At 62.9% G+C, this 25,651-nt stretch carries 24 protein-coding genes; 11 read left to right on the top strand and 13 right to left on the bottom strand.

Annotation, left to right across the window (positions count from 1 at the left end; all coding sequences use genetic code 11):
- The first annotated feature begins 12 nt into the window (after nucleotides 1-12).
- The 9 genes from Q1A85_RS14100 (at nucleotide 13) to Q1A85_RS14060 (ending at nucleotide 10,822) form a co-directional block, all read left to right on the top strand.
- Entirely contained in the window at nucleotides 13-2,457 is a 2,445-nt protein-coding gene (locus Q1A85_RS14100) for an FAD-dependent oxidoreductase (RefSeq protein ID WP_299690491.1), read from the top strand.
- Nucleotides 2,454-3,548 (top strand): alcohol dehydrogenase family protein, encoded by a 1,095-nt coding sequence (locus Q1A85_RS14095; protein WP_299690489.1) that lies wholly within the window; start codon nucleotides 2,454-2,456, stop codon nucleotides 3,546-3,548. Before Q1A85_RS14100 ends, Q1A85_RS14095 begins: the two co-directional genes overlap by 4 nt.
- A gap of 126 nt (nucleotides 3,549-3,674) precedes the next feature.
- Entirely contained in the window at nucleotides 3,675-4,055 is a 381-nt protein-coding gene (locus Q1A85_RS14090; RefSeq protein ID WP_299690486.1) for a hypothetical protein, read from the top strand.
- A 28-nt stretch (nucleotides 4,056-4,083) separates the two neighbouring features.
- Entirely contained in the window at nucleotides 4,084-5,190 is a 1,107-nt protein-coding gene (locus Q1A85_RS14085) for an enolase C-terminal domain-like protein (RefSeq protein WP_299690482.1), read from the top strand.
- Complete coding sequence (locus tag Q1A85_RS14080) at nucleotides 5,187-6,290, top strand: mandelate racemase/muconate lactonizing enzyme family protein (RefSeq protein WP_299690480.1); 1,104 nt, start codon at nucleotides 5,187-5,189, stop codon at nucleotides 6,288-6,290. Before Q1A85_RS14085 ends, Q1A85_RS14080 begins: the two co-directional genes overlap by 4 nt.
- 64 nt (nucleotides 6,291-6,354) lie before the next feature.
- Nucleotides 6,355-7,626, top strand: a complete 1,272-nt coding sequence (locus Q1A85_RS14075) for an aminotransferase class III-fold pyridoxal phosphate-dependent enzyme (RefSeq protein ID WP_299690477.1) — start codon at nucleotides 6,355-6,357, stop codon at nucleotides 7,624-7,626.
- An 83-nt stretch (nucleotides 7,627-7,709) separates the two neighbouring features.
- Complete coding sequence (locus Q1A85_RS14070; protein WP_299690475.1) at nucleotides 7,710-8,726, top strand: C4-dicarboxylate TRAP transporter substrate-binding protein; 1,017 nt, start codon at nucleotides 7,710-7,712, stop codon at nucleotides 8,724-8,726.
- Nucleotides 8,727-8,794: 68 nt separating this feature from the next.
- Nucleotides 8,795-9,424: a TRAP transporter small permease gene (locus Q1A85_RS14065; protein WP_299690473.1), complete on the top strand. Its 630-nt coding sequence runs from the start codon at nucleotides 8,795-8,797 to the stop codon at nucleotides 9,422-9,424.
- Entirely contained in the window at nucleotides 9,425-10,822 is a 1,398-nt protein-coding gene (locus tag Q1A85_RS14060) for a TRAP transporter large permease (protein ID WP_299690469.1), read from the top strand.
- 66 nt (nucleotides 10,823-10,888) lie between these two features.
- On the opposite strand, the gene Q1A85_RS14055 is transcribed toward Q1A85_RS14060, so the two are convergent.
- Both Q1A85_RS14055 and Q1A85_RS14050 read right to left on the bottom strand, forming a co-directional pair.
- Nucleotides 10,889-11,818 (bottom strand): formylglycine-generating enzyme family protein, encoded by a 930-nt coding sequence (locus Q1A85_RS14055; RefSeq protein WP_299690464.1) that lies wholly within the window; start codon nucleotides 11,816-11,818, stop codon nucleotides 10,889-10,891.
- Nucleotides 11,815-12,912, bottom strand: coding sequence for an isocitrate/isopropylmalate family dehydrogenase (locus tag Q1A85_RS14050; RefSeq protein ID WP_299690459.1), 1,098 nt, complete (start codon nucleotides 12,910-12,912; stop codon nucleotides 11,815-11,817). Before Q1A85_RS14050 ends, Q1A85_RS14055 begins: the two co-directional genes overlap by 4 nt.
- Before the next feature lie 98 nt (nucleotides 12,913-13,010).
- On the opposite strand from Q1A85_RS14050, the gene Q1A85_RS14045 reads away from it, so the two are divergent.
- Complete coding sequence (locus tag Q1A85_RS14045; RefSeq protein WP_299690452.1) at nucleotides 13,011-13,817, top strand: N-acyl homoserine lactonase family protein; 807 nt, start codon at nucleotides 13,011-13,013, stop codon at nucleotides 13,815-13,817.
- On the opposite strand, the gene Q1A85_RS14040 is transcribed toward Q1A85_RS14045, so the two are convergent.
- The 11 genes from Q1A85_RS14040 to iolG form a co-directional block, all read right to left on the bottom strand.
- Entirely contained in the window at nucleotides 13,814-14,773 is a 960-nt protein-coding gene (locus Q1A85_RS14040) for an aldo/keto reductase (protein WP_299690443.1), read from the bottom strand. The two genes, Q1A85_RS14045 and Q1A85_RS14040, sit on opposite strands and share 4 nt — an antisense overlap.
- On the bottom strand, nucleotides 14,773-15,525 hold the full coding sequence (locus Q1A85_RS14035; protein WP_299690434.1) for an SDR family oxidoreductase: 753 nt from the start codon (nucleotides 15,523-15,525) through the stop codon (nucleotides 14,773-14,775). Before Q1A85_RS14035 ends, Q1A85_RS14040 begins: the two co-directional genes overlap by 1 nt.
- A complete protein-coding gene (locus tag Q1A85_RS14030) occupies nucleotides 15,522-16,322 on the bottom strand; it encodes a TIM barrel protein (RefSeq protein ID WP_299690428.1) in 801 nt (266 codons plus the stop codon). The genes Q1A85_RS14035 and Q1A85_RS14030 overlap by 4 nt, the downstream gene beginning before the upstream one ends.
- Nucleotides 16,319-17,125, bottom strand: a complete 807-nt coding sequence (gene iolB, locus Q1A85_RS14025) for a 5-deoxy-glucuronate isomerase (protein ID WP_299690425.1) — start codon at nucleotides 17,123-17,125, stop codon at nucleotides 16,319-16,321. Before iolB ends, Q1A85_RS14030 begins: the two co-directional genes overlap by 4 nt.
- Nucleotides 17,118-17,327 (bottom strand): hypothetical protein, encoded by a 210-nt coding sequence (locus Q1A85_RS14020; protein ID WP_299690421.1) that lies wholly within the window; start codon nucleotides 17,325-17,327, stop codon nucleotides 17,118-17,120. The genes iolB and Q1A85_RS14020 overlap by 8 nt, the downstream gene beginning before the upstream one ends.
- Before the next feature lie 18 nt (nucleotides 17,328-17,345).
- Entirely contained in the window at nucleotides 17,346-18,242 is an 897-nt protein-coding gene (gene iolE / locus Q1A85_RS14015; protein WP_299690411.1) for a myo-inosose-2 dehydratase, read from the bottom strand.
- Nucleotides 18,239-20,065, bottom strand: coding sequence for a 3D-(3,5/4)-trihydroxycyclohexane-1,2-dione acylhydrolase (decyclizing) (gene iolD / locus Q1A85_RS14010; RefSeq protein WP_299690405.1), 1,827 nt, complete (start codon nucleotides 20,063-20,065; stop codon nucleotides 18,239-18,241). The genes iolE and iolD overlap by 4 nt, the downstream gene beginning before the upstream one ends.
- A gap of 190 nt (nucleotides 20,066-20,255) precedes the next feature.
- Nucleotides 20,256-21,029, bottom strand: a complete 774-nt coding sequence (locus Q1A85_RS14005; protein ID WP_299690395.1) for an ATP-binding cassette domain-containing protein — start codon at nucleotides 21,027-21,029, stop codon at nucleotides 20,256-20,258.
- Between the two features lie 99 nt (nucleotides 21,030-21,128).
- Nucleotides 21,129-22,295, bottom strand: a complete 1,167-nt coding sequence (locus Q1A85_RS14000) for an ABC transporter permease (protein WP_299690385.1) — start codon at nucleotides 22,293-22,295, stop codon at nucleotides 21,129-21,131.
- Nucleotides 22,296-22,387: 92 nt separating this feature from the next.
- Complete coding sequence (locus Q1A85_RS13995) at nucleotides 22,388-23,314, bottom strand: substrate-binding domain-containing protein (protein ID WP_299690382.1); 927 nt, start codon at nucleotides 23,312-23,314, stop codon at nucleotides 22,388-22,390.
- Between the two features lie 136 nt (nucleotides 23,315-23,450).
- A complete protein-coding gene (gene iolG, locus Q1A85_RS13990; protein WP_299690379.1) occupies nucleotides 23,451-24,449 on the bottom strand; it encodes an inositol 2-dehydrogenase in 999 nt (332 codons plus the stop codon).
- A 138-nt stretch (nucleotides 24,450-24,587) separates the two neighbouring features.
- Here iolG and Q1A85_RS13985 point away from each other — a divergent pair, with 138 nt between their 5' ends.
- Nucleotides 24,588-25,601 (top strand): substrate-binding domain-containing protein, encoded by a 1,014-nt coding sequence (locus Q1A85_RS13985; protein ID WP_299690373.1) that lies wholly within the window; start codon nucleotides 24,588-24,590, stop codon nucleotides 25,599-25,601.
- Nucleotides 25,602-25,651 lie beyond the last annotated feature (50 nt).

Below are 25,651 nucleotides of genomic sequence, written 5' to 3'. Positions count from 1 at the left end.
AGGATTCGCATCATGGCTTTGCCCTCTCAGGCCCGTGTCGTCATCGTGGGTGGTGGGATTATGGGGGTGGGGCTGGCCTATCACCTCGCGCATGAGGGGTGGACGGATGTGGTGCTGCTGGAAAAGGCGGAACTGACATCCGGTTCCACATGGCACGCGGCGGGGCAGATCACCCATTCCACGTCCAGCTTTGGTTTGGGCAAATGTGTGGACTACAACATCGGTCTCTATTCCGGCGCGCTTGAGGCGGAGACGGGGCAGGCGGTCACATGGCACGGCTGCGGGTCGTTCCGGCTGGCGTATACGGAAGACGAGATGGACTGGCTGCGCCATACGCTGTCGGTGGGTCGCGCGCTGGGGTTCAACATCGCGCTCGTCGACCCGTCCCGGGTCTCCTCGCTGCATCCATTCTACAATCTCGACGGCGTTTTGGGCGCGCTGCACACGCCGGATGATGGCCATGTGGACCCCACGAATGTCACCATGGCGATGGCGGCGGGGGCGCGGGCGCTGGGGGTCAGGATCGTGCGGCGGTGCTGCGCCACAAACATCACGCGCGTGGGCGACGATTGGGCGGTTGAGACAGAACGGGGAACAATCACTTGCGAGCATGTGGTGAATGCGGGCGGAACCTATGCCCGGCAGATGGGCGAATGGTCAGGGCTGCAACTGCCGATGACGTCAATGACGCACCATTACTTTGTGACCGAACCGGTGCCGGAATTTGCCACGCTCGACCGCGAACTGCCGGTGATCCGCGATGACAAGAAGGTGTCAGGCTACATCCGGATGGAGCAAACGCGCGGCCTGATCGGTATCTACGAGAAAGAAAACTCCAACACGGTCTGGGAAGATCATTGCCCATGGGACGCGGAGAACGAGTTGTTCGATGCCGACTACGACCGTGTCATGCCGTGGCTGGAGGAATCGTTGAACCGGATGCCGGTGCTGGCGGATCGCGGCATCACGCGGGCGGTGCACGGGGCCATTTCGCACCCGCCTGACGGCAATCCACTGATTGGCCCGGCACCCGGCGTGCGCAACTACTGGTGTTGTTGCGGCACGCAGATCGGGATTGGCTGGGGGCCGGGTCTGACGCGCGAACTGGCGCGCTGGATGGTGCATGGTGCTGCGGACATTTCCATGCGCGAATACGATCCGCGCCGGTTTGGGGCCTATGCCACCAAGGATTGGCAGGTGGTGAAGGCGCGCGAGGATTACTGTCTGCGCCACGAGATCCCGTTTCCGCATTTCAACCGGCTGGCGGGGCGACCGATAAAACCGTCACCGCTTTATGATCGGCTCAAGGCGAAAGGTGCGGTGTTCGAAGAGGTCTATGGTTTTGAGCGCCCCCGCTGGTTTGCGCCAGGTGCCGTGGTGCCCGTCGATCAATATGGCTTTGGCCGGACCGGGGTGCATGACATCGTGGCGGAGGAAGTGAAGACCGTACGGCAAGCTGTTGGAATCATGGATATCTCTGCCTTTACCAAGGTTCTGCTGTCCGGGCCGGGTGCCGCACCTTTGCTCGACCGGCTTTGCGCCAACCGCCTGCCGCAACAGGTCGGTGGCATCGCGTTGACACATATGCTGAACCGTCGCGGTCGGATCGAGTTGGAGGCAACGGTCGTCAAGCTGGCGGATGACAGCTTTTACCTCGTTTGCGCTGCGTTTTTCGAACAGCGCCTGTTGGACCATCTCAACATGCATAACGCGGGAGAAGATATTGAGATCGAATGCCTTTCCATGGATTGGGCGGCGCTGACCCTAAATGGACCACGGGCACGGGACGTGCTGGCAGCCTGCACGAATGCGCGGCTCGACAACGCAGCGTTTCGCTGGCTGTCTGCTCAGCAGATCACCGTGGCGGGGGCGCCCGTCTGGGTCATGCGCCTGTCCTACGCGGGCGAATTGGGTTGGGAACTGCACATGCCTGCCGACCACGCCTTGCAGGTCTATGACGCGCTTTGGGACGCCGGCACAGCGCACGGGATTGCCGACTATGGGTCATTCGCTATGAACGCGATGCGCATGGAAAAGGGGTTCAAAGGTGCGAGCGAGCTGACCAACGAGGTTACGCTGGCCGAAGCCGACGTTCTGCGATTTGCCAGCAAGGACAAGGACTTCCTCGGCAAAGATAAGACATTCAACAGCGCCGACATGTCGTGGGTCTGCGCCTATATCGGAATTGAGCCGGACGGCGTCCATGACGGACACGGTGGTGAGGCGGTGCTGCACAACGGTGCTGTGGTCGGCTCCACCGCGTCGGTGGCCTATGGCCCGACGGTGGGCAAGATCTTGGCTTTTGCCTACCTCAAACCCGCCGCCGCTGTCCCCGGAACGTCGCTTGACGTTGTCATCGCGGGCAGCCCACGGTCCGCGCGGGTGCTGGGCGCACCGGCCTATGATCCGGACAGCGCCTTGCCCCGCACCGACGCCATCAAGGAGCCTGCGAAATGACCCTGCCCACCACCATGAATGCCTTTGTCCTGCACGAACACGGGGGTATGGACGCCATCCGCTTTCATGAGGACTGGCCCATGCCCAAGATGGGCGCAGACGATGTGCTGATCCGGGTGGGCGCGTGCGGGCTGAACAACACGGACGTGAACACCCGCTCGGGCTGGTATTCCAAGGCGGTGACGGATGCGACCACCGGCGGCGGCTATGACGAGGTGGACGGAGAGGACCCGTCGTGGGGCGGCGCGCCCATCCGCTTTCCGCGCATTCAGGGTGCGGATGCGGTGGGCACGGTGGTGGGCTTGGGGTCAAATGCCGACCCGGGCCTGATGGGCAAGCGCGTGATGCTGGATTGCTGGCAACGCGACTGGTCCGACCCCGACAACCATGACAAGACTGGCTATTTCGGCAGCGAAAGGGACGGCGGCTTTGCGCAATTTGCCACGGCGGACCGGCACAACGTCATGGCCGTGAACAGCGACCTCAGCGATGCAGAACTGGCCACGTTCTCATGCTCTTACACAACGGCCGAGGGGATGCTGAACCGCGCCCAAGTGGGCGCGGAGGACGTCGTTCTGGTCACGGGTGCGTCGGGCGGCGTCGGCTCGGCCCTGATCCAGTTGGCAAAACGGCGCGGTGCGACCGTCGTTGGCCTCGCGTCCGAGGCCAAGCACGCACAGATGTCCGACCTCGGCGCGGACGCGCTGCTCCCACGCGCGCCAGAGCAGTTGGCCAAAGCGTTGAAGGCCGCCATTGGTCGCGACACGGTCACGGTTGTCGCCGACATTGTCGGCGGGCCTTACTTTGGCGCAGTGGTCGACGTGCTTGCGCGTGGCGGGCGGTACACCTGTTCGGGTGCCATTGCAGGCCCGCTGGTCGAACTGGACCTGCGCACGTTCTATCTGCGGGACCTGACCTTCACCGGCTCGACCGTTGTGCCGCCACAGGTGTTCCGCGACCTTGTGGGCTACATCGAGGCAGGCGAGATCAAACCGCTTCTGGCCGCCACATACCCGTTGTCGGACCTGCGCGCCGCGCAGCAAGCCTTTATTGACAAGGCGCATGTGGGCAACATCGCGGTCATCCCGTGATGTCTGTGGGATGACGTGCGATGGTGTATGTATGCAACAGTATACCGTTTAGTCCTGTGATGCCGATGCATTTAGCCGCGACACACCCCATCTTTGTGAACACAAACCACCTCAGAAGGAATGCCGGTGATCCAAACCCTGTTATATCTTGCCGTCGTTATGGGCGCATTTGCGCTTGGGCGGATGAGCATGATGGGGCGGTACCGGTTGCGATCCTCGGATGGCGGTCTGATGCCGCCTCGCCCGGATCCGGGCGACATGCACGACGCCACCCGGCGCCCGATGACGTGGCAACGGTTCATCGCGCTGATATTTCTGATCATCTGGCTGGTCGCTTGGAGCGTTGCGTGTCTCGCCGTTCTGAAACTCACGATGACCGGTACGGCGACCCTGTTTTTGACCTTTTGGCTGATTGTGTCGGTGGCGTTTTGGATGTCGACAGTGCACACGATTTTCCGGCTGGCCACCGGCAAACCCGTGGAATGGCGCACCGGTCGCGTGATGTGACAGTCGGCCCCTCTCGCAGGGCCGCGCCATGAAAATCACCGGCCTCACCGTCTATCAATGCGATCTGCCGTCGGAACATCCCTACTGGCTTTCCGGCGGGCGGCTCAAATTCGACTGTCTTGATGCAACGCTGGTCAAGGTCGAAACGGATGCCGGGATCACCGGTTGGGGTGAGGGGACGCCATGGGGGCACACCTATGTGCCAGCCCACGGGCCGGGTATTCGCGCCGGGATCGAGACAATGGCGCCGTTCGTGCTCGGCCTCGATCCACGCCGGGTGCTGGAGGTCGAGCGTGTCATGGACCTCGCCTTGCCGGGCCACCTCTACGCCAAATCCCCGATCGACATGGCGTGCTGGGATATCGCGGGGCAGACGGCGGGCCTGCCCATTGCGGACCTCATGGGCGGAGGGTCACGCACGCCTGCGCGCATCGCGTCGTCGGTGGGGGCCAAGACGGCTGAAGAGACGCGCAGCGTCATGGCACGCTACCGCGACCGCGGCTACGTGGCGCATTCGGTCAAGATCGGCGGCGATGTCGACCACGACATTGCCCGCATCCGCGATGTGGAGGCGACAAAACTGCCGGGCGAGATAATCCTCTATGACGTCAATCGCGGCTGGACACGGCAACAGGCGCTGCGGGTGATGCGCGCCACAGACGATCTCGGCGTGATGTTCGAACAACCCTGCGAGTCGCTCGATGACATCGCCGCGATACGGCTCCTGCACAGCGTACCTGTCAGTGTTGACGAAACGCTTGTCACCCTGCGGGACGCCTGCCGCATTGCCCGCGACGGGTTGGCCGAGGTGTTCGGGATCAAGCTCAACCGGGTGGGCGGGCTGACAAAAGCGGCGCGGATACGGGACGTGGCGCTGGCGCATGGGATCGACATGTTCGTGATGGCCACCGGTGGATCGGTGCTGGCCGACGCTGAGGCGCTGCATCTGGCGGCAACGATACCCGACCCGCACCGTTTGGCCGTCTGGGCCTGTCAGGACATGATCACCGCTGAGATCGCCGGAGGGCGGGGGCCCCACAACACAGATGGCCACCTACACCTGCCAGAAACTCCGGGCCTCGGCGTGCACCCGGATCAAGGTGCGCTGGGTGACCCGGTGGCGATCTACCCATGAGGATCACGGGCCTCACCCTCTGGCTGGTGCCGCTGACCAGCCACGCAACGTACTATATGGCGGACGGCAAAACCTGCGACACGGTGGAAACGGCTGTGTTGCGGATCGACACGGACAGTGGCCTCAGCGGCTGGGGCGAGGTTTGCCCGATCCCGCATTACCTGCCAGCCTATGCGCGCGGCGTGGCGCCTGCGATGGAGGAACTGGCCCCGGTGCTGATCGGTGCCGACCTGCACGGACCTGAGCAACTGATGGCACAGGCCGATACGTGGCTGGTCGATCACCGCTACGCCAAATCTGCGCTGGATATCGCGCTGTGGGACCTGATGGGGCAGGCGGCGGGCCTGCCGGTTCATGCGCTGCTGGGCGGGCGGCGGCAGGATTGCCTGCCGCTCTATCACTCCATCACCTGCATCGCCCCGGACGAGATGGCGCGCATCGCCCGCGCGGCGCAGGCACAGGGCATCACACAGTTTCAGGCCAAACTGGGCGCAGATGCGGATTGGCAGGCGGATGTGGAACGGCTGCGCGCCGTCCGGGCGGCGGTGGGGCCGGGTCCGCTGGTCTACGGCGACTGGAACTGCGGGGCCGATGTGCTCACCGCCACCCGCGTGGGCCGTGCCGTGGCAGACCTCGACGTGATGCTGGAGCAACCCTGCGCCACGATTGACGGCTGTGCCCGCGTGCGTCACGCCACAGGTCTGCCCATGAAACTGGACGAACTGGTGCACGACACCGGCACCCTGCTGGAGGCACATCAAAAAGGCGCGCTTGATGCCGCAGCCCTGAAACTTTCGAAATTCGGCGGCCTCACTGCCACCCGCCGCGCGCGCGACCTGTGCACCTATTTGGGCACACGCATGTGCGTTGAATGCACGTGGGGCTCGGACATCGTCACCGCCGCTGCGCTGCATCTTGCAGCCAGCACCGACCCCAAACTGCTGCTGAACACCTGCGATCTGTCGGGCTATGTCGGCCCGCGCCTTGCGACGGACGCGCCGAGGCGCACAGATGGCACCATCACGCCGCCCAACGGACCCGGCCTTGGCATCACCGTCGACGCGGACATTCTCGGCCCTCCGATCGTGACCCTGACCTGACCCTTCTTCTCTTTGAAAATACTCCCGCCGGAGGCATCCTCCGCCCAGTCCAAGGACCACCGCGATGAACATCACGCACAGCCAGTCCGACTGGATCGCCCGCGCCAAGGCCGTCTTGCCTGCGGGTGGTTTCGGTAATTTTGACCCCGGTATCATCATCGCCAAAGGTGTCGGCAGCCGCGTCTGGGACGAGGATGGCACCGAATATGTGGACTACCTCATCGGCTCGGGGCCGATGCTCTTGGGCCACGGCCACCCGGAGGTGCTGGAGGCGGTGCTGGAACAGCTCCCCCGCGGCATGACCTTTTTTGCCAACAACGCCCCGGGCATCGCGCTGGCCGAGGCGATTGTGGAGGCGGTGCCCTGCGCCGAACAAGTCCGCTTTGTCTCCTCGGGCGGAGAGGCGGACATGTACGCCATGCGGCTGGCGCGCGCCTATACAGCCAAAACCAAGATCATCAAATGCGAAGGCGGCTATCACGGGATGAGCGCCGAGGCACAGATGAGCCTTGCGCCCAGCCAGCGCGCAAACTTCCCGCAGGCGCAACCCGACAGCGCGGGCATCCCGCGCGCCGTCGCCGACGAGATGCTGATCGCGCCCTTCAACGACATTGAATACATGCGCAGCTTGCTTGATGAATATGCCGGGCAAGTGGCCGCCATCATCGTCGAGCCGCTGCAACGTGTCATCCCGCCCGTACCCGGCTACCTGCAAGCGCTGCGCGACGAATGCACCCGGCGCGGGGTGTTGCTGGTTTTCGACGAAATCGTGACCGGCTTCCGCTTTGCCTATGGCGGCGCGCAGGAGCTTTATGGCGTGACGCCTGACATCGCCACACTGGGCAAGATCATCGGGGGCGGCTTCCCCTTGGCGGCCACTGTCGCCAGCGCCGACATCATGGCCCATTTCGACAAATCCAAAGTGGGTGCCGAAGGCTGGCTGATGCAGCTTGGCACACTGTCGGGCAACCCGGTCGCTGCCGCCGCCGGGCTCAAGACGATGGAGGTGTTGCGGAGGCGAGGGGCTTACGACCGGCTGCGCAGCCATGGCCAGCGCCTGATGGATATGCAGTCGGGTGCCCTGACCTCTGCGGGCATCCCGCACCGCGTGGTGGGTGACCCGACCCTCTTTGACATCGTGTTCACCGACCGCGACGTACGCAGCTACCGCGACACCCAAGCGGCAGATCACGCCATAAACACCCGCTACAATGCGGCTCTGCGGGCCAATGGTATCTTCAAGAGCCCCACGAAACTCTATCCGTCACTTGCGCTGACCCAAGCGGATTTCGACCAGACCGAAGCCGCAATTCAGTTCGCCATCACAGTCCTTTAACCCGCCCCTTGGCAGCCGGTGCGCCCCGCGCTACCTTGTCGCACAAGCGGGCGGACAACGCCCGTAATTAGGGAGAAACATCAATGAACAAGATTGCTGTCGGCGCCGTTGTTGGCGCCATTTCGTGCACCTTCGCACTGGAGGCCGCGGCCACCGAATGGAACGTGTCTGTCTGGGGCAAGCGCCGCGCCTTTACCGAGCATGTCGAAAAGCTGGCCGAACTGGTGAGCGAAAAGACCAACGGCGAATTCACCATGAACATCAGCTATGGTGGCCTGTCCAAGAACCGCGAAAACCTCGACGGGATCTCCATTGGCGCTTTTGAAATGGCGCAGTTCTGCGCTGGCTATCACCGCGACAAAAACCGCGTGATCACCGTTCTGGAACTGCCCTTCCTCGGTGTCGAAAACCTCGAACAGGAAGTCGCCGTATCGAGCGCTGTCTACGCGCACCCCGCCGCCGCAGAAGAGATGGCGCAGTGGAACGCGCGCCTGCTGATGACCTCGCCCATGCCGCAATACAACCTCGTCGGCACTGGTGAACCCAAGACATCGCTGGCCGATTTCGAGGGGATGCGCGTGCGCGCCACAGGCGGCATCGGCAACGCCTTTGCCGCAGTGGGTGGTGTGCCCACTTCCGTGACCGCGACCGAAGCCTATCAGGCGATGGAATCGGGCGTTGTGGACACGGTGGCCTTTGCCCAGCACGCGCACTTGTCCTTTGGCACGATCAATCAGGCCGAATGGTGGACCGCAAACCTGAACCCCGGCACGGTGAACTGCCCCGTGGTCGTGAACATCGACGCCTATGACAGCCTGTCGGATGACCACAAGGCCGCGCTCGACAGTTCCGTCTCCGAAGCATTGGACCACTACCTCGCCAACTATGGTGAACTGCTCGAGCGGTGGGACAGCGTGCTTGAGGAAAAGGGCGTGCAAAAGGTCGAACTCGACGACAGCGTGATCGCTGAATTCCGCGCCGCCGCAGCCGACCCGATCCGTGACCAGTGGATCGCGGACATGGAAGCACAGGGCCTGCCGGGCCAAGAGCTGTATGACCTCGTGGTCAAGACACTCGCCGACGCCAAAGGCGGCAGCTAAAGCAGGGGTTGGGCGGGGACATCCCCGCCCACCACCGCCGCCCGCGCGGCGCAACAAGGGGGCAGATCATGGCAGGTACAGCCACAGTGCTGGAGGATTCGAGCCTCCTCAGTCGGCTTGACCGGGCGTTGTTGCCCATCGAACGGATCATGGCGCTGCTCAGCGGATTTGCCGCCTTTTCGCTCATGTTCCTCGCCGTGTATTCGGTGGGCGGGCGCGAATTCTTCGAATCCCCGCTGCTGGGGTATGTCGACCTGATCGAGATGCTCATGCCCCTGATCGCGATCATGGGTGTGTCCTTTGTCCAGCGCAATGGCGGCCATATCCGCATGGACATCATCGTGGGGGCCATGCGTGGGCGACTGTTGTGGCTGATCGAACTGATCATGGTCCTGTTGATCCTGTTCCTGATCACGTTTTTGGTCTGGGGCGCGTGGGCGCATTTTGACCGGTCCTTTGACTGCGCGCGCCCGCTGTGTTCGCGGGACAGCTCCATTGACATCTCCCTGCCCATCTGGCCGTCCAAGCTGATCGTGCCCCTCGCTTTCGTGGTGCTGGCCGCGCGCCTGATCCTTCAGGCCATGGGCTACGCGCGCGCCTTCTGGCTGGGGCTCGAAGCGCCTGTCGCCGTGCCCATGATCCAAAGCGTGGCCGAACAGGCCCGCGCCGAGGCCGAAGCGCTGGACGGAGCAGAATAGATGGATCCGATCACCATTGGCCTTTGGACCACGGGCGGTATGCTGGTCCTCGTTTTTCTGGGGATGCGCGTGGCCTTTGCCGCAGGGCTTGCCGGGTTTGTGGGCCTTGTCTGGCTGCGCTGGAACGGGTTTGACTATGATCCCGCGCGGCTCGGCAAAGCGGTCGAGATCAGCGCCAAAGTGGCCGGGCAGGTGCCCCATTCCAAGGTCTCCGCCCACGCGCTCAGCCTGATCCCCACCTTCATCCTGATCGGCTATCTGGCCTATTACGCCAAGCTCACCACCGCTCTCTTCGAGGCGGCCAAGAAATGGATCGCCTGGGTGCCCGGCGGTCTTGCTGTATCAACGGTTTTTGCAACCGCAGGCTTTGCCGCCGTATCGGGCGCGTCCGTTGCGACTGCGGCCGTCTTTGCCCGCATCGCCATCCCCGAAATGCTCAAGATCGGCTATAACAAGCAATTTGCGGCAGGGGTTGTGGCCGCGGGCGGCACGCTTGCCTCCCTGATCCCGCCGTCCGCCATCCTCGTGATCTACGCGATCATTGTCGAACAGGATGTGGGTAAACTCCTGCTCGCAGGCTTTATCCCCGGCATGTTCTCGGCGCTTGTCTACGCCGCACTGATCATTGGCCTTGCCCTCACCTTCAAGAATATTGGCCCGCCCGTGGGGGGCTTTTCCTGGGGCGAGCGTTTCGTAGCGCTGCTGCCGGCGCTGCCCATCGTTGCGGTTGTCGTGATCATCATCTTCTTTGTCTACAACCCCTTTGGTGACGCCTGGGGCACCCCAACCGAAGGCGGCGCCGTCGGCGCGTTCATCGTCTTCTGCATGGCGCTCTACCGGGGGATGCGCTGGCCCGCGCTCAAGGACGCATTGATCGAGACGGCCAAGCTCACAGTGATGATCTTCACCATCATCTGGGGCGTGCTGATCTATGTGCGCTTCCTCGGCTTTGCCGATCTTCCGGGCGCATTTTCCGACTGGATCACGTCTCTCACCGTGTCGCCCATGCTGATCCTAGTCTGCATCCTGCTGGCCTACGCGGTGCTTGGCATGTTCATGGACGCGATTGGAATGCTGCTTTTGACCCTGCCGGTCGTCTACCCCGCCGTTATGGCGCTGAACGGGGGCGAATTCGTCTCCGCCGAAGACAGCACCTTTGGCATGTCGGGTCCGATGTGCGCCATCTGGTTTGGCATCCTCGTGGTCAAAATGGCCGAGTTTTGTCTGATCACCCCCCCCATTGGCCTCAACTGCTTTGTCGTGGCGGGCGTGCGGGATGATCTCAGCGTGCAGGACGTATTCAAGGGCGTCACCCCCTTCTTCATCGCCGATGGCATCACCATCGCGCTGCTGGTCGCCTTTCCGGCCATCGTGCTCTGGCTTCCCAGCCTCGCTTAGCCCTTCTTCTCTTTGGAAAATACTCCGGGGGGCCCGGTACGGGCGGGGGCAGCGCCCCCTCCGCGCTCAGCCCAAGGTGCCTGTATCCACAACTACGCGAAATCCGGTATGCGAGGTGGTGCTGTCCGGCGTGTTAAAACTGCGCGCCGCAATCCTGTAGCGGTAGCAATAGGATTTGTGGCACAGGAACGACCCGCCCTTGACGGTGTAGGACGGTGTCGCCTGCGCCTCGGCCTGCGCGGCACGCGCTGCCTTTTTCAAGGACCGCACCCGGTGCCGGTCCGCCGTCCATTCCCATGTGTTGCCGCACATGTTGAACAGGCCATAGCCATTAGGGTCGAAACTGCGGACCGGGGCCGTACCGGCATAGCCGTCAGCCCCCGTGTCATGATGCGGGAACCGTCCCTGCCAGATGTTGCAGGGCTGAAAGCCCGCATCATCCGGCTCTGCATCCCCCCAGGGAAAGCGCGCCTGTTCCAGCCCTCCCAGCGCGGCAAATTCCCACTCGGCCTCGGTCGGCAAGCGTCCCCCGACCCACGCCGCATAGGCGCTGGCGTCCCGGTGCGACACATGCACCACCGGGTGGTCCGCCGCGTTCCTCCAGGTCGTGCCTGGTCCTTGCGGCGCGTGCCAGGCCGCGCCATCGACCTTGCGCCACCATTCCAGCCCCGGCAGGGGCTCATGCGCCTCCGGGGTCTGCAAAAGCCCCATGAACACATAGGTCCAGCCAAACTGTTCTGCGTCGGTCACATATCCGGTCTCATCCACGAAGCGCGCAAAATCCGCGTTGCAAACCGCCGTGTCGGAAATGGCAAAGGGTTTGACCCGCACCCGTCGCGGCGGGCCTTCGCCATCTTCGGGAAAGAACTTGTCGTGTGTGCCCATCTCGAACCGTCCGCCGCGCAAGGGGACCAATCCTTCGACCCGGACGGTCCCGTCCGGCATGGGTGCGGCGGGGGCCGCGCCTTCGGCATCACGCGAGGGGCAGCAGGTCACGCCACGCCCATGTGGCGCAGCACCGCATGTGTCATGGCATGTGTCCCCATGTCGCCGCCAAACTCCATCGGGCGCAAATCATTCGCCTCGAACCCGCGCTGCACGGCGGCCTCAATCGCAAGACCTGCCGCCTCGAACCGCGCATCGTCGGCCTTGTCCGCCAGATAATCCAGCATCAGAGCGCCCGACAGGATCGCCGCCAGCGGGTTGGCCTTGTCCTGTCCCATGATGTCCGGGGCAGAGCCGTGGGCAGGCTGAAACAGGCCAATCCCGTCCCCGATCTCGGCGCAGGCCGCCATGCCCATGCCGCCCACAAGCCCACCGGCCAGATCGCTCAGGATGTCGCCAAACATGTTCTCCATCACCATCACATCATAATCCCACGGCGCGCGGATCAGGTTCAGCGCCTGTGCGTCCACATAGGCATAGTCGTGCGGGGCGTCGGGAAACGCCACCGCCACCTCGTCAAAGATTTTGCGGAAAAACGCCATGGAGGCAAAGACATTGGCCTTGTCCACGCACGTCACGCGCCCTGTGTGCCCCCGCGCGCGGCGCCGTTCAGCCAGACGAAAGGCAAAGCGGTGCAGTTTTTCGGTCGTGCTGCGGGTGATGCGCATTGTGTCTTCGACGGCTGTGTCATCCTCGATCCGCGCGCGGCCATGCACGGCGGCGGAATAAAACAGCCCTTCGGTCGACTCGCGCAGGATCACCATGTCGATGGCCGCCGCGCGCGGATCGGCGAGGCGTTGGGGCGCGTTTGGATAGGCCTTGACCGGGCGCACCCCGGCATAAAGACCGTAGCGGTCGCGCAGGCGCAAATGCGGGCTGATTTCGGTTCCGTCCGCGTGCCGAACCGATGGCAGGCCTATGGCCCCCAGAAAAATCGCGTCGGCCGCGCCTGCACGTTCTTCGCCGCCCGGTTCGATATCCGCACCGGTCTCGGCAAAATATTCTGCCCCGGCGGCAATCTCGGTCACGGCAAGGCTGATGCCTTCGGCGGCACAGGCGGCCTCTGCCACGGCCATTGCGGCCTCGGCCACGTCCACGCCAATCCCGTCGCCTTTGATCAGCGCAACCTCAGCGTTCCTGCCCATGACCCCTCCGTCAAAACTTCGATACTTCGATGGATGCACGATTTTTTGCAAAGTATCAATTTTTTGCGTAAGCAATGATCGGAACAGGAGGATCGCACATGCAGTGGACCGTTCATGCCATAAAATATGCCGAGCGCAATGCGCGCACCCGTGGCGACAGCTTTGTTTTTGATGATCACGCTGCGGCGGCGCATGGGATGGATTATTTTGTCTGGCTGCTGGAATGCGATGGACGGCGGATCGTTGTGGATACGGGCTATGACATGGCCGAAGCGGCGCGGCGCGACCGGCCCATCCTGCGTGATCCGGTCGAGGCTTTGGGCGCGCTGGGCGTTTCGGCAGAGACGGTCGATACGGTGATCATCACCCATTTGCATTACGACCATGCGGGCGGGCTCGACCGTTATCCGGCGGCGACCTTTCATTTGCAGGCTGCCGAGATGGCCTATGCCACGGGCCCGTGCATGTGCCATGATGTGCTTCAGATGCCGTTCACCGCCGACCATGTCTGCGAGATGGTGCGGCACGTCTATGCGGGCCGCGTGGTGTTTCACGACGGCAGCGCCGAGGTGGCGCCGGGGGTGCGTGTGCATTGCGTGGGCGGGCATTCTCGCGGGCTGCAAGTGGTTGAGGTCGACACCGGCCACGGGCCCTTGTGCCTCGCCTCGGACGCCTCGCATTACTACGAGAATTTTCTTGCGGCCAAGCCGTTCCCGATTGTGGTGGACATGCAGCCGATGCTGGACGGGTTCGACACGATCCAGCAGCTTGGGGGCGGGGCGTCCCGCGTGATCCCCGGACATGACCCGCTGGTCACGTCCCTGTTTCCCGTGCACGAGACGGTGCCCTTTGCCTGGCGGTTGGATGTGGGGCCGTCGCGGGCGGTCAGCCTCGATACGCTTTAGCCCGGTTTGTAGACCCGGTTCGCCTCCGGGTCGGTCGACTCGAACGGCAGGTCGGCCAGCGCGTCCCACACCGCTTGCGGAATGTCTGCCTGTGCCCACGCCAGCGTCTGCGCCACGCGTTCGGGTTTGCTCACGCCCACAAGGGTCGAGGTGATGCGCGGGTCGCGCATGGAGAACTGGAGCGCCACGGCGCCGGGCGCCACGTCGTGTTTGGCACAGATCGCCTCGATCGTGCGGACGGGAGCGAGGGCTTCGTCCGTGGCGGGCTGGTAGGTGATACGCGGCATGTCCGCGCTGCCCTTGGCCAGCACACCGCCCGCATAGGGGGCTGCGTTGATGATGGCGATGCCGCGGGCGTGGGCGTCCGAGAACATCCGGTCCGCCGAGCGGTTCAGCAGCGTGAAGCGGTTATGGCTGATCAACGCGTCGAACGGGTGGGCGGCCAGAATGGGCTCCATGATGTCGAGCCGCCCCATGGCGAGGCCCACAGCGTCGCACAAGCCGTCGTCCTTGAGTTTAAAGAGTTCGTCTATGGCCCCGTTTTTACAGGTGATTTCATTCAGGTCGCGCGCATGTTCCGGATCGTGCAGATGCAGGAGCGGCACACGGTCGAGGCCCAACCGCCCAAGGCTCTCCTCAAGCGACTGGCGCACGCGGGCCGCGTCGAACCGGCCGGTGCCCATGTCGCGGTCAAGTTTGGTGGCGAGGACAAAGCCATTGGGCAACGAACGGTCGCGCAGCACGTCGCCGATGCGCGCCTCGGACCGGCCCATGCCGTAATTGTTGGACGTGTCCAGCATGTTGCACGGTCCGTCCAGTATCGCGGAAACGGTGGCATGGGCGCGGTCGGCGTCCACTTTATAGCCATAGGTATCCGGCATATCGCCCAGACCCGAACTGCCAAAGCTGAGCGGGGTCAGGGACAGGCCGGTATCACCAACCGCGCGCCGCTCCATCAGATGGACCCTGCGTCGACCATGAAGTTCGAGGCCGTGCACATTGCGGCATCATCGGAGGCGAGGAACACCACCATGCGCACCACGTAGATGGGGTCAATCAGGTCGGGCAGGCATTGCCGGTCGCGGTGCTTGTCCAGCGCTGCGGGCGTCGCCCACAGCTCTTTCTGCCGCTCGGTCATGATCCAGCCGGGCACAACGGTGTTCACGCGGATGCGGTGATCGCCCAGATCGCGGGCCATGGTACGGGTGAGGCCGTGTACGGCGGATTTGGCGGTGGCGTAGGCCGGAAAGCCGCCACCGGCCTCCCACCACGAATTGGAACCCACATTGATGATGGACCCGCCGCCTGCCGCGATCATGCCGGGGGCCACGGCCTGAATGGCAAAGAACATATGGCGTAGGTTCGTGGCCATGCGTTCATCCCAGTATTCCGGCGTCACGTCGCGCCAGTCGTGGCGGTCGTCGCGGGCGGCGTTGTTGACGAGGACCTGAACCTTGCCCAGACGCTCTTCAAGCCGCTGGATTGCGGCTTTCATCGCGTCGATGTCGCGCAGGTCGCAAATCTCGTAGTCTACGGTGCCGTCGGTTTCGGCTTTCATGGCGGCGCTGGCGTCGGCGTTGAAATCCAGAAACCCGACCTTGGCCCCTTGGGCGGCAAAGGCGCGGACGGTGTCGGCGCCGATCCCGGACGCGCCTCCGGACACAAGGACGGTTTTTCCGGCGAGCGATGGATAGGCGGCAAAGGTCATGGCGTGGCCTCCTGTGGCTGAACGGTGAATGCAGAGCGAAAGGCGTGAAGCGCGTCCTCCGCATGATCGGAGGCGTACGCCTCGAGTGCTATCGGCCCGGCGTAGCCCATGTCGTAAAGGGCGCGGGCGACGGCCGGGTAATTGATCTCCCCGGTGCCGGGTTCAAGCCGTCCGGGATTGTCGGCGACCTGAATTTCTCCGATCCACGGCAGGCAGGCCTGACACCAGCGGATCAGGTCTCCTTCGCCGATTTGCGTGTGATAAAGATCGAGGTTGATGCGCAACTGTGGCCGGTCGATGTCCGACACCAGCGCCAGAACGTCAGCGGTTGTGTTGAACGGGCAACCGGGGTGGTCGCGCAGGTTCAGGTTTTCGAGGGTGAAGGTAACACCGTGGTCTTGGGCCAGATCGCAGATGCGATGCAACGTGTCGCGCGCCTTGAGCCACATGGGGCCGGTTGTGGTGTCGTGCTGCCACAGCGGCACGCCACGCTCGCCAAGGCCGGTGCCATGCAGGTTCAGGCGGTCCACACCCAGCCGTTTGCCAACCTCGATCGTCTCGCGGACAGAGCCGAGCAGCATGTCCGCACCTTCGTCATCCGCAAGCCGTCCGCGCAGGTAGCCGTTCATAATGGTAAAATGCGCGCCTGTTGCTTCGAGCGCGTCGAAATCCCAGTCCGGCCAGTTCCACAGGCCCACACCAAACCCCAGTTCGGTGAGGCGCGCGGCACGCCATGCCAGCGGCTTTTCCGGCCACAGCATCTCGGCGCAGGCGGCAAGTTGGAAGGGGCTGCTCACCCGTCGCGTTCCATGATCCATTCCACCTCGGGGGCGGGCACAAAGCGCCAGTTCCGCCGGGGGCCTGCCATGACGTTGAGGTAGTAGAGGTCGAACCCATAGGGCGCGCCGCAGGGATGGTGGCCACGGGGGACGCAGACCACCTCGCCATCCGACACGGCCATGGTTTCATCGAGCTGCCGGTCGTCGGTATAGACCCGCTGGATGGAGAACCCGTTGGCGGGGTCGATGCGGTGGTAATAGGTCTCTTCGAGGTAGGTGATGCGGGGAAAGTCATCCTCGTCATGGCGGTGGCTGGGGAAGGATGACCAGTTGCCTGCGGGGGTGAAGACCTCCGTGACCAGCAGGCTGTCGGCATAGTCCTCGCCCTCCATTGCGATGTTGTTGATGTAGCGCGTGTTGGTGCCGGTGCCGCGTGGGGTGAGCGTGATTCCGTCGGGGCCGATCCGGCGCGGTGCGTGGCCGCCGTGGCCGGGGGCGGAGCAGACTGCGATCACGCAATCGGTTTCTGCCGTCGCTTTCCAGTCGGAGCCGTTGGGCAGGTAGAGGCAGTGGGGCGGGGTGCGTTCGAACACGGAACGACGCTCGCCCAGCACGCCCCAGTCCTGATCCGCGCCGGTGATTTGTGCCTTGCCCTCGACCATCACAAGGATGACCTCGCGGTCGCCTGTCGCCTCGGCGGCGGTATCACCCGACTTGAGGTGCCAGAGGTCAAAGCCGACATAGCGCCAGCCCGCACTTTGCGGCGTGATGTTGTGGACCTTGCCACGGGTGCCAAAGGGTTTGCGCAGAAGGTCAGGCATCGTCGCCTCCGTAATTGTCGGGATCAAACAGGATGAAGAATTCCAGAATGCATATTGCGGCGAGGATGGCAAAGAAACTGGCCCAGCCGGTATTGCCCAGCCACAGCTCGAACCCGCCCCAAAGGGTGATAGCCAGCACTGTTGCCACCCGCCGCCAGGGCGGCAGGAAGAACGGGTGCTGGAGGCCGAGTTTTTTGAACATCTGATCTTTTCGCAGGGTTTAGGAGACGGTCAGGCCGACTTCCTGACAGTGGCCGATGATCGTCTCGAACCCCAGTTTAGAGTATTCATATGGTGGTGCCTTGGCCGGGTCCTGTTCTGCTTCGACCACGATCCAGCCGTTATAGTTGAGCGATTTCAGAACTTTGCTGACTGCGCCAAAGTCGATGCAGCCGTCGCCGGGGACAGTGAACGCACCCGCGATCACCGCGTCGAGGAAGGACCGGTCATTCTTGCGCACATCCTTGACCACTTCGGGGCGGATGTCCTTGTAGTGGACATGGTGGATGCGGTGGCCCCAGCGGTTCATCGTCGCCATGACGTCGCCGCCGCCAAAGAGCAGGTGGCCAGTGTCAAAGCACAGATGCAACGCATCGCCGGAGCCGTCCATCAGTGCGTCCACATCCGCCTCGGCCTCCACGATGGAGCCCATGTGGTGGTGGTAGGCCATGGGCATCCCCTGATCGGCGGACCATTTGGCGACCTCGGTGAGTTTGGCACCGTAAGCCTTCATGTCGTCGCGGCTCAGCGTGGGGCGTTTGTTCACGGGTGTGCCGATGTCCCCTTGGATGGTGTTGGAGCATTCGGCGTAGACGATGCAGGGCGCGCCCAGATCGACAAATTGTTTGACCTGTGCGGCGATGGCCTTGCACTCCTGCGCGACCGAGTTGTTCAGCAGATTGCCCGAACACCAGCCGCCACAGAGCGCAAGGCCGGCATCGTCCAGATAGGCGCGCAGGCCTTTGGTGTCCTTGGGCATCCGCTGGCCGCGTTCGACGCCGGTATAGCCGATCTCGCGGCTTTCACGCAGCGCCTGTTCCATGGTATAGGCCTTGGTCAGGTCGGGCAGGTCGTCGTTCTGCCATGCGATGGGAGAAATCCCGATGCGGACGCTCATTGGCTGTTTCTTTCCTTGATCGCGGCCTCGTAGGCGGCGCGTTTTTCCTGAACTTGTGGCCGCACGCTGACTTCGGGCACGGCGACCTCCCACCATGTGCCACCATGTTCTGTAGAAGGGTAGGGGTCGGTGTCGATGACAACGACATAGGGGCCTTTGACCGCGTGACGCTTGGTCAGCGCGTCTTCCAGTTCCGCGATGCTGGAGACCTTGAGCGACGTGGCCCCCATGGCCTCTGCGTGCTTGGCAAAGTCGATATGGCTTGGGTTCTCGTGCACGGCGTGGTCCAGCAGGTTGTTGAACTGCTCACCGCCGGTGCCCATTTGCAGCCGGTTGATGCAGCCAAAGCCGCGGTTGTCTGTGATCACGACCGTGAAATCGATGCCCATCATGGCGGCGGTCGCCATTTCCGAGTTCGCCATCATATAGGTGCCGTCGCCGGTAAAGCAGATCACGTCACGGTCCGGGTCGGCCATCTTGATCCCGATGGCTCCGGCGATCTCGTAGCCCATGCAGGAGAAGCCGTATTCCATGTGGTAAGACATGGGACGCCCGGCCTTCCACAGCTTGTGCAGTTCGCCCGGCATGGTGCCTGCGGCGCACATGGCGACGGTGTTGTCCTTTGCGCTGCGCTGGACGGCACCTACAACCTGCATGTCGGTGGGGAGTTCGTTGCCGTCAGGGGCATTGGTGAGCGTGTCGACCTTGTCGAACCAGTCGGATTTCACCGACGGCGCAAACGCTGGCGCGGTGTAGTCGCCAAGGGCGGCGGTCAGTTCCTCAAGGCCCACACGTGCGTCGGCCATAAGCGGCATAGCTCCGTGCTTGTTGGTGTCATAGGCCTGCACGTTCAGGCCGATGAGCTGACCCTCCGGGTTGGCGAAGAGGCCCCATGAGCCGGTGGTGAAATCCTGTAGCCGCGTGCCCACAGCCAAGATCACGTCGGCGGCGGCGCAGCGGTCATTGGCGGGCGCGCCACCCGTGACACCAATGGGGCCGAGGTTCAGCGAGTGGTCCCAGGGCAGTGCGGATTTGCCCGCTTGGGTTTCGGCGACGGGGATACCATGCGCTTCGGCGAAACGTGCGAGCGCATCCGTGGCATCCGAATAATGCACCCCACCGCCGGCGATGATGACCGGCTGGCGGGCGCTCTTCAGTGCCTTCATCGCGCGGTCCATCTCGCCTGCATCGGGGCGCACGCGGCGCTGGTACCAGACGGTGGGTTCAAAGAAGCTTTCCGGATAGTCATACGCCATCGCCTGCGTGTCCTGACAGAAGGCCAGCGTGACGGGGCCGCACATGGCCGGATCGGTCATGGTGCGCAGGGCACGGGGCAGGGCGGTCAGCAGGTGTTCGGGCCGGGAAATCCGGTCGAAATAGCGCGATACGGGGCGGAAACAGTCATTGGCGCTGACCGTGCCGTCGGAAAAATCCTCGATCTGTTGCAGCACGGGGTCGGGGCCGCGGGTAGCGAAGACGTCGCCGGGAATGATCAGCACAGGCAGCCGGTTGGCATGGGCCAAGGCGGCCGCCGTCACCATGTTGGTGGCCCCCGGACCGATGGACGATGTCACGGCCATCGCCCGCCGACGACCCGACTGCTTGGCATAGGCAATCGCGGCATGGGCCATAGTCTGTTCGTTGTGACCACGCCACGTGGGAAACCGGTCCTTTGCGCCGTGCAGCGCCTCGCCCAGCCCGGCCACGTTGCCATGACCAAAAATCGCCCAGATGCCCGCCAGGAAACGCGCCCCGTCTTCGTTCATCTGTGCCTCAAGATACCGCACAAGGGCCTGAGCCGCGGTCAGTCGGATGGTGCTCATGCGTGCTTCCTTTCCATAGGACAAGCAGGGACAACCGTGCGTCCTGCACGGTCTGACAGCTGGGGGAGTGGAGGGGTCTGCATGGCGCGCCTCCGGAGTGTGTTCAGGGTGCGGTGCGGATGACCTGACGTGGTCGGACCCGGTTGCCGCGGCAGGTGACGAGCGCCCCGTCGGGGCGCTCTTCGGTGTTCTAACCGATCTCGGCCAGTTCCTGTTCGAGATCGCCCATTTCGGCACCCCCTGACATCAGGCGGCGCATTTCCTTGTCTGTAATCTCTTCGGACGTGCCGGCACCGATCACCTTGCCAAGCGCAAGGAAGCTGAACCGGTCGCCCACAAGGCGCGAATGGATTTCGTTGTGGGTGATGAAGATGATGGCGATGTCGCCCCGCTTGCGCACCCGTTTGATCGTCTTCAGGACACCCATCTGCTGTTTCTGACCCAAGGCCGAGGTGGGTTCGTCGAGGATCAGAACCTTGGCACCAAAGTGGATGGCGCGCGCGATGGCCAGTGTCTGGCGCTGACCGCCCGACATGGTGCCCACGGCCTGCGTCGGATCGGAAAAGTCGATCCCGATCTTGAGCATTTCGTCATGTGCGATCTGGTTCATCTTGTCGAGATCCAGCATCCCAAAGCTCTTTTTCAACTCGCGGCCCATGAAAAAGTTGCGGGTGACGCTCATCAACTGGTTCAGGGCGAGGTCCTGATAGACCGTCCCGATCCCGGCGGCAGAGGCATCGCGGGGCGAGCGGAATTGCACCGGCTTGCCCTCGATATAGATCTGCCCCTCGGTCGGTTGGTGCACGCCTGCAAGCGTCTTGATGAGGGTTGATTTGCCCGCACCGTTGTCGCCCAGAAGGGCGTGCACTTCGCCCGGGTACACTTCGAGATCGACACCACCCAGAGCGGTGAAGGGCCCAAAGCGTTTGACCAGCTTTTCAACGCGGAGATATGGCTCGGCCATGTCATGTGCTCCTTTTCATAAGGAATCGGTTTTTGCGGCCTGTCGGCGTTGCCTCCAACGCGAAACCTGTCGAAGAACGCATTATGTCAAAGGAGATCATCATATTCCCCCTGTGATGCGTTTGCGGATGCGTTCGTTGGCGAACACGGCAGCGAGCAGGATTGCACCGAGGAACACCCGGAACCACGCGCCGTCGATGGCAGGGATGAAGAACACCGCGTTGGCCACAAGACCCACGGTGATCGCTCCGAACACCACGCCCAGCACGGTGCCGAACCCGCCGGTCATCAACGTGCCGCCGACAACAGCGATGGCGATGGCAAAAAGCTCCATCAGGTTGCCCTTGGCCGCGTCCGATGTGTTGTTCTCGAACACCTGACAGGCGGCAAAGATGGTGGCGCAGAAAGCGGTGAACATGAACAGGCCGATCTTGACCTTGTTTGTGGGCACACCGTTGGCGCGGGCCGCATCCTTGTTGTCGCCGGTGGCGTAAATCCAGTTGCCCAGCTGCGTGCGGCTGAGGATGTAATATGCGACCAATGCGATCAGGATGAACCACAGGAACCGTGCGTCAAACCCTTCGACCCATTGCGTGCCGCGGCGGTTGAGGTTGCCGCCCAGCGTGAACCACTGGTCGCCGCGCTCGACGCCCATGTTCACGAACTGCACGCCGATCCAGTACCACGCGTCGTAGAACCAACCGAACACTTCACCGCCAAAGACCCAAGCGACCCAGCTTTCTTCCTTGAAATCGGGCAGGCCGGACACCTGCGTGGACTGGTTGATCAGGCGGAAGGACACTTCGGTCACGCCACGCATGAAGAAGAGAAAGGCGAGCGTCACGATAAAGGATGACAGACCGGATCGCACCACAATGGTGCCGATGATCCAGCCGAGCGTCAGCGTCATGGCCAGCGTGATCAGCAGAGCGGTGAGCGGCGTCGCCGCACCCAGACCAAAGGGCAGGCCCCATTTCAGCATGATCGCCATGGACATGCCCGCAAAACCGATCATGGACCCGATAGACAGGTCAAATTCGCCCGCGATCATCAGCAGGGCAGCGCCAATGGCGATGATGCCATATTGCGCGATAATCTGAATGTTGTTCTTGAGACCGAGCGCGTTGAACGCCTTGCCGTTCGACGCCCACGTGAGCACCACAACGATCACGATCATCACGATGAACGATCCGATCTCGGGACGGCGGATCGTCCGTTGCAGCCACGTTTCCTGCGCCAGTCTGTCAGCTTCGCTGAGATCGGCCATAATTCCCCCCCAATAGATGTCTTGAATGTGCTGGCTAAGCTCACAGGCGGGCGCGGGGCCCGCCTGTGAATGAAAGTGTCAGATCAGACCGATTACCGGTCGATGCCTGCCAGTTCCTTGACGGCTGCGGCGTTCGACTTGTCGACGAAACCGGGGCCGGATGCGATGTTGTTGCCGGGCAGCAGACCTGCGTGGTTGTTGTACAGGTGCAGCACGATCACGGGCATGTAGCCCTGCAGACGCTGTTGCTGGTCGATGGTGAAGGAGGCGCGACCGTCTTCGATCATGTCCATCACACCGGGCGACAGGTCAAAACAGGCCAGGTGCACATCGGCACCGACGGCTTCGATCGCCTTGGTTGCGGCTTCGCAGACGTGCGGGCCAACCGCCAAAACACCGTCGATCGATTCGTCAGCTTCCAGAGCGGCGGCTGTCCGTGTTTCGATCTGTGCGGGGTCATTCGACACGTCGATCTGGTTCAGATCGGCGCCCATGGCGTCAAAGTAACCGGTGCAGCGGTCCACGAGGGCTGTGTTGAACGCCTCTTGGTTCAGGCAGAGACCTTTGGTCACGCCTTCGGCCATCGCGCGTGTGCCAGCGGCAAAGCCCGCGTCACGCTCGGGCTGACCGACGTGCATCAGCGCGCCCAGTTCAGCGGAGGATTCCAGACCGGAGTTCATGGTCACAACCGGGATGCCATCCGCCACGGCGGATTTGATGGCCGGGCCAAGCGCGTCGGCGTCGGGCAGCGACACGATGATCCCATCGGGGTCGGAGGCTGCGGCAGCTTCGATCAGTGCGGCCATCGCGGCCATGTCACCGGAGACGTCGAAGTTGTATTCGAGTGTCGCGCCAACGGCGGCTGCGGCGTCACGGCCACCTTTTTCCACGACGGGCCAGAACGGGTCTGTGCCTTGTGTGTGCGTGATCATGACATAGCGTTCACCATGACCGTCGGCATAAGCGGGTGCGGCCAGTGCGGTTGCAGCTGCAAGCGCTGCGAAAACCGTCTTTTTCATCGATGTTCCTCCCTATGAACATTCAATTTTGTTACGGGGCCGGGTTGGCCCCCTTTATCCGGCTTTTGCCGAATTCCTTATGTTCCGGATTTGCCTCCGGACATGTTCTTTGGTTGCGCGCATCTCACAGCCATTTTCACGCAACATCAACAAGTTTTACGGGCTTTTTATCCTTGACGGACCGTGTCGCGGCCTCGGCCATGACAAGCGCTTGCACGCCGTCATGGAGAGAGACGGGCATCGGCGTCCCGGTTTCGACGGCCTCGACAAAGGCCGACCATTCGGCTTCGTATGCGGGCATGTAGCGTTCAAGGAAAAAGTAGGTGGGTTTGGCCCCGGTCACGCCCTGTGCCGTGGATTTGACCACCAGATTTTCCAACATGTTCTGGGCCTGAAGCATTCCGTCAGAGCCCAGAAGTTCAATGCGCTGATCATAGCCATAGGCCGCCCGGCGCGAGTTTTTGATGACCGCAATCCGGCCATCCGCATACGTCAGCGTGACGGCGGCGGTGTCGACATCGCCTGCGGCGCCGATCTCGGGATCGACGATGGCGCTGCCCACGGCCATGACCGTTTCAGGAGCGTCGCTCATGATGAAATTGGCCATGTCAAAATCGTGGATCATCATGTCGCGAAACAACCCGCCGGACACTTTGACATAGCTGACCGGCGGCGGGGCAGGGTCAAAGGACGTGATCGACAAAAGCTCGGGCTTGCCGATCTCGCCCGCCTTCAGCGCCGATTTGAACGCACCGAAACTGGGGTCGAACCGGCGATTGAACCCGATCATCACGGGCTGACCGGTTGCCGCGACCGCGTCCTGACATGCGCGGGCGCGCGACAGGCTCAGATCAACGGGCTTTTCACACAGCACCGCCTTGCCAGCGGCTGTCGCGGCTTCGATGAAATCGCAATGCGTGTCGGTGGATGTTGCGATCAGAACGGCGTCAATGGCAGGGTCTGCGATGATTTCATCGCTGGTGCGCGCGTCGGTGCCATATGTCTCGGCCAAACGGGCCGCGTTGTCTGCGACGACGTCCGAAATCGCGGCCAAGGTGCTGCCCCGATGCGCAGTGATCGCGCGGGCATGAACAGCACCGATGCGGCCTGCGCCAAGCAACCCAACGTTCAACAAAGTGATTCCTCCCCCACCTCGTGACCGCTAACAGAGGCGCTTTTGCACCCGCGTGCAAGAAAAATTTGCACCCGCGTGCAAAATTAGTGGCAGGGGGGCGGGACGCGGCGTATGGTCATCTGCGGGGGAGTTCACAGCATGGCATCGGACAAAGCCTACGAGACGATCACTGCGGACGATGTCGCGCAGTTGGCGGGCGTGTCGCGCTGGACCGTGCACCGCGCGTTCAAGAAAGACGCGTCGATTTCGGCCAAGAGCCGGGGCAAGGTTATGGCTGCGGCGGAAACGCTGGGATATGTGCCGGACTTGCTTGCGGTTAGCCTTGCGTCGGATCGCAGTGGCCTTGTGGCGATCCTCGTGGATGACTTTGCCAACCCGCAACAGACGACCAATATTGCGCTTTTGACCAAGACCTTGCGCCGCGCGGGCTGGCACACGCTTTTGGTTCATACGCTGGACGAGGTTGATGCGTCCGCCGGGTTGCTGCACGCCAGCCAGCACCGTGTGGACGCGGCCATCCTGATCGGGGGACGGTTCAACGACGAAGAACTGGCCGCCGCTTTGGGCGCGCAACGCCTGCGCCGTCTCATCGTCTATGGCCGGGTGTCGCTGAACCCCAAGACCGTGTCAATTTGTTGCGATGACACGGACGCCATGACCGAAGTGGCCGAATACGTTCTGTCGCGCGGCTACCGCAAACCGCTGTTCGTGGCCGGTCCGCCGACCAAGTCGGCCCATATCCTGCGCAAGGACGTCTTTCTGCAACGATGGGCCGAGGCGACGGGAACCACGCCGGAGGTGATCGTGGCGGGATCTTACGATCCCGATCACGCCAATGGTGTCGTGACCGCGCATTTCGATGCGCTGGAGCGGGCCGCCTATCCGGATGTTGTGGTCTGCGAGACCGATGCGATTGCCATGGGGGCGATGGATGCGCTGCGGTACGGGTTTGGCCTGCGTGTGCCGGACGATATCGCTGTCACCGGCTTTGACGACGTGCCTTACGCGGGCAACCGGAATTACGATCTGACGACCTATCAGCAGCCCAACGCGGTTCTGGCCGATGCGGTTGTCGAAGTCCTCAAGGGCGCGGCAAACACCGCGCAATTCTCGAAACTGTCGGGCAAACTGGTGGTCCGCAGCAGCGCCTGAGCGTTGCACCTGCCGCAACGAGGCGGCACAGTCACACCGAACCACAAAAG

This window comes from uncultured Tateyamaria sp. (assembly GCF_947503385.1).
Classification (GTDB): domain Bacteria; phylum Pseudomonadota; class Alphaproteobacteria; order Rhodobacterales; family Rhodobacteraceae; genus Tateyamaria.
This window is presented reverse-complemented; position numbering and strand designations above follow the sequence as displayed.

Excerpts from the sequence above, each read along its gene's own strand:
- iolE (WP_299690411.1), bottom strand. The coding sequence starts at position 18,242 with ATGAGCGTCCGCATCGGGATTTCTCCCATCGCATGGCAGAACGACGAC.
- Q1A85_RS13985 (WP_299690373.1), top strand. The coding sequence starts at position 24,588 with ATGGCATCGGACAAAGCCTACGAGACGATCACTGCGGACGATGTCGCG.
- Q1A85_RS14075 (WP_299690477.1), top strand. The coding sequence starts at position 6,355 with ATGAACATCACGCACAGCCAGTCCGACTGGATCGCCCGCGCCAAGGCC.
- iolD (WP_299690405.1), bottom strand. The coding sequence starts at position 20,065 with ATGAGCACCATCCGACTGACCGCGGCTCAGGCCCTTGTGCGGTATCTT.
- Q1A85_RS14050 (WP_299690459.1), bottom strand. The coding sequence starts at position 12,912 with ATGGGCAGGAACGCTGAGGTTGCGCTGATCAAAGGCGACGGGATTGGC.
- Q1A85_RS14060 (WP_299690469.1), top strand. The coding sequence starts at position 9,425 with ATGGATCCGATCACCATTGGCCTTTGGACCACGGGCGGTATGCTGGTC.
- Q1A85_RS14000 (WP_299690385.1), bottom strand. The coding sequence starts at position 22,295 with ATGGCCGATCTCAGCGAAGCTGACAGACTGGCGCAGGAAACGTGGCTG.
- Q1A85_RS14020 (WP_299690421.1), bottom strand. The coding sequence starts at position 17,327 with ATGTTCAAAAAACTCGGCCTCCAGCACCCGTTCTTCCTGCCGCCCTGG.
- iolB (WP_299690425.1), bottom strand. The coding sequence starts at position 17,125 with ATGCCTGACCTTCTGCGCAAACCCTTTGGCACCCGTGGCAAGGTCCAC.
- Q1A85_RS14095 (WP_299690489.1), top strand. The coding sequence starts at position 2,454 with ATGACCCTGCCCACCACCATGAATGCCTTTGTCCTGCACGAACACGGG.
- Q1A85_RS14100 (WP_299690491.1), top strand. The coding sequence starts at position 13 with ATGGCTTTGCCCTCTCAGGCCCGTGTCGTCATCGTGGGTGGTGGGATT.
- Q1A85_RS14085 (WP_299690482.1), top strand. The coding sequence starts at position 4,084 with ATGAAAATCACCGGCCTCACCGTCTATCAATGCGATCTGCCGTCGGAA.
- Q1A85_RS14045 (WP_299690452.1), top strand. The coding sequence starts at position 13,011 with ATGCAGTGGACCGTTCATGCCATAAAATATGCCGAGCGCAATGCGCGC.
- Q1A85_RS14040 (WP_299690443.1), bottom strand. The coding sequence starts at position 14,773 with ATGGAGCGGCGCGCGGTTGGTGATACCGGCCTGTCCCTGACCCCGCTC.
- Q1A85_RS14065 (WP_299690473.1), top strand. The coding sequence starts at position 8,795 with ATGGCAGGTACAGCCACAGTGCTGGAGGATTCGAGCCTCCTCAGTCGG.
- Q1A85_RS14070 (WP_299690475.1), top strand. The coding sequence starts at position 7,710 with ATGAACAAGATTGCTGTCGGCGCCGTTGTTGGCGCCATTTCGTGCACC.
- Q1A85_RS14080 (WP_299690480.1), top strand. The coding sequence starts at position 5,187 with ATGAGGATCACGGGCCTCACCCTCTGGCTGGTGCCGCTGACCAGCCAC.
- Q1A85_RS14035 (WP_299690434.1), bottom strand. The coding sequence starts at position 15,525 with ATGACCTTTGCCGCCTATCCATCGCTCGCCGGAAAAACCGTCCTTGTG.
- Q1A85_RS14005 (WP_299690395.1), bottom strand. The coding sequence starts at position 21,029 with ATGGCCGAGCCATATCTCCGCGTTGAAAAGCTGGTCAAACGCTTTGGG.
- Q1A85_RS13995 (WP_299690382.1), bottom strand. The coding sequence starts at position 23,314 with ATGAAAAAGACGGTTTTCGCAGCGCTTGCAGCTGCAACCGCACTGGCC.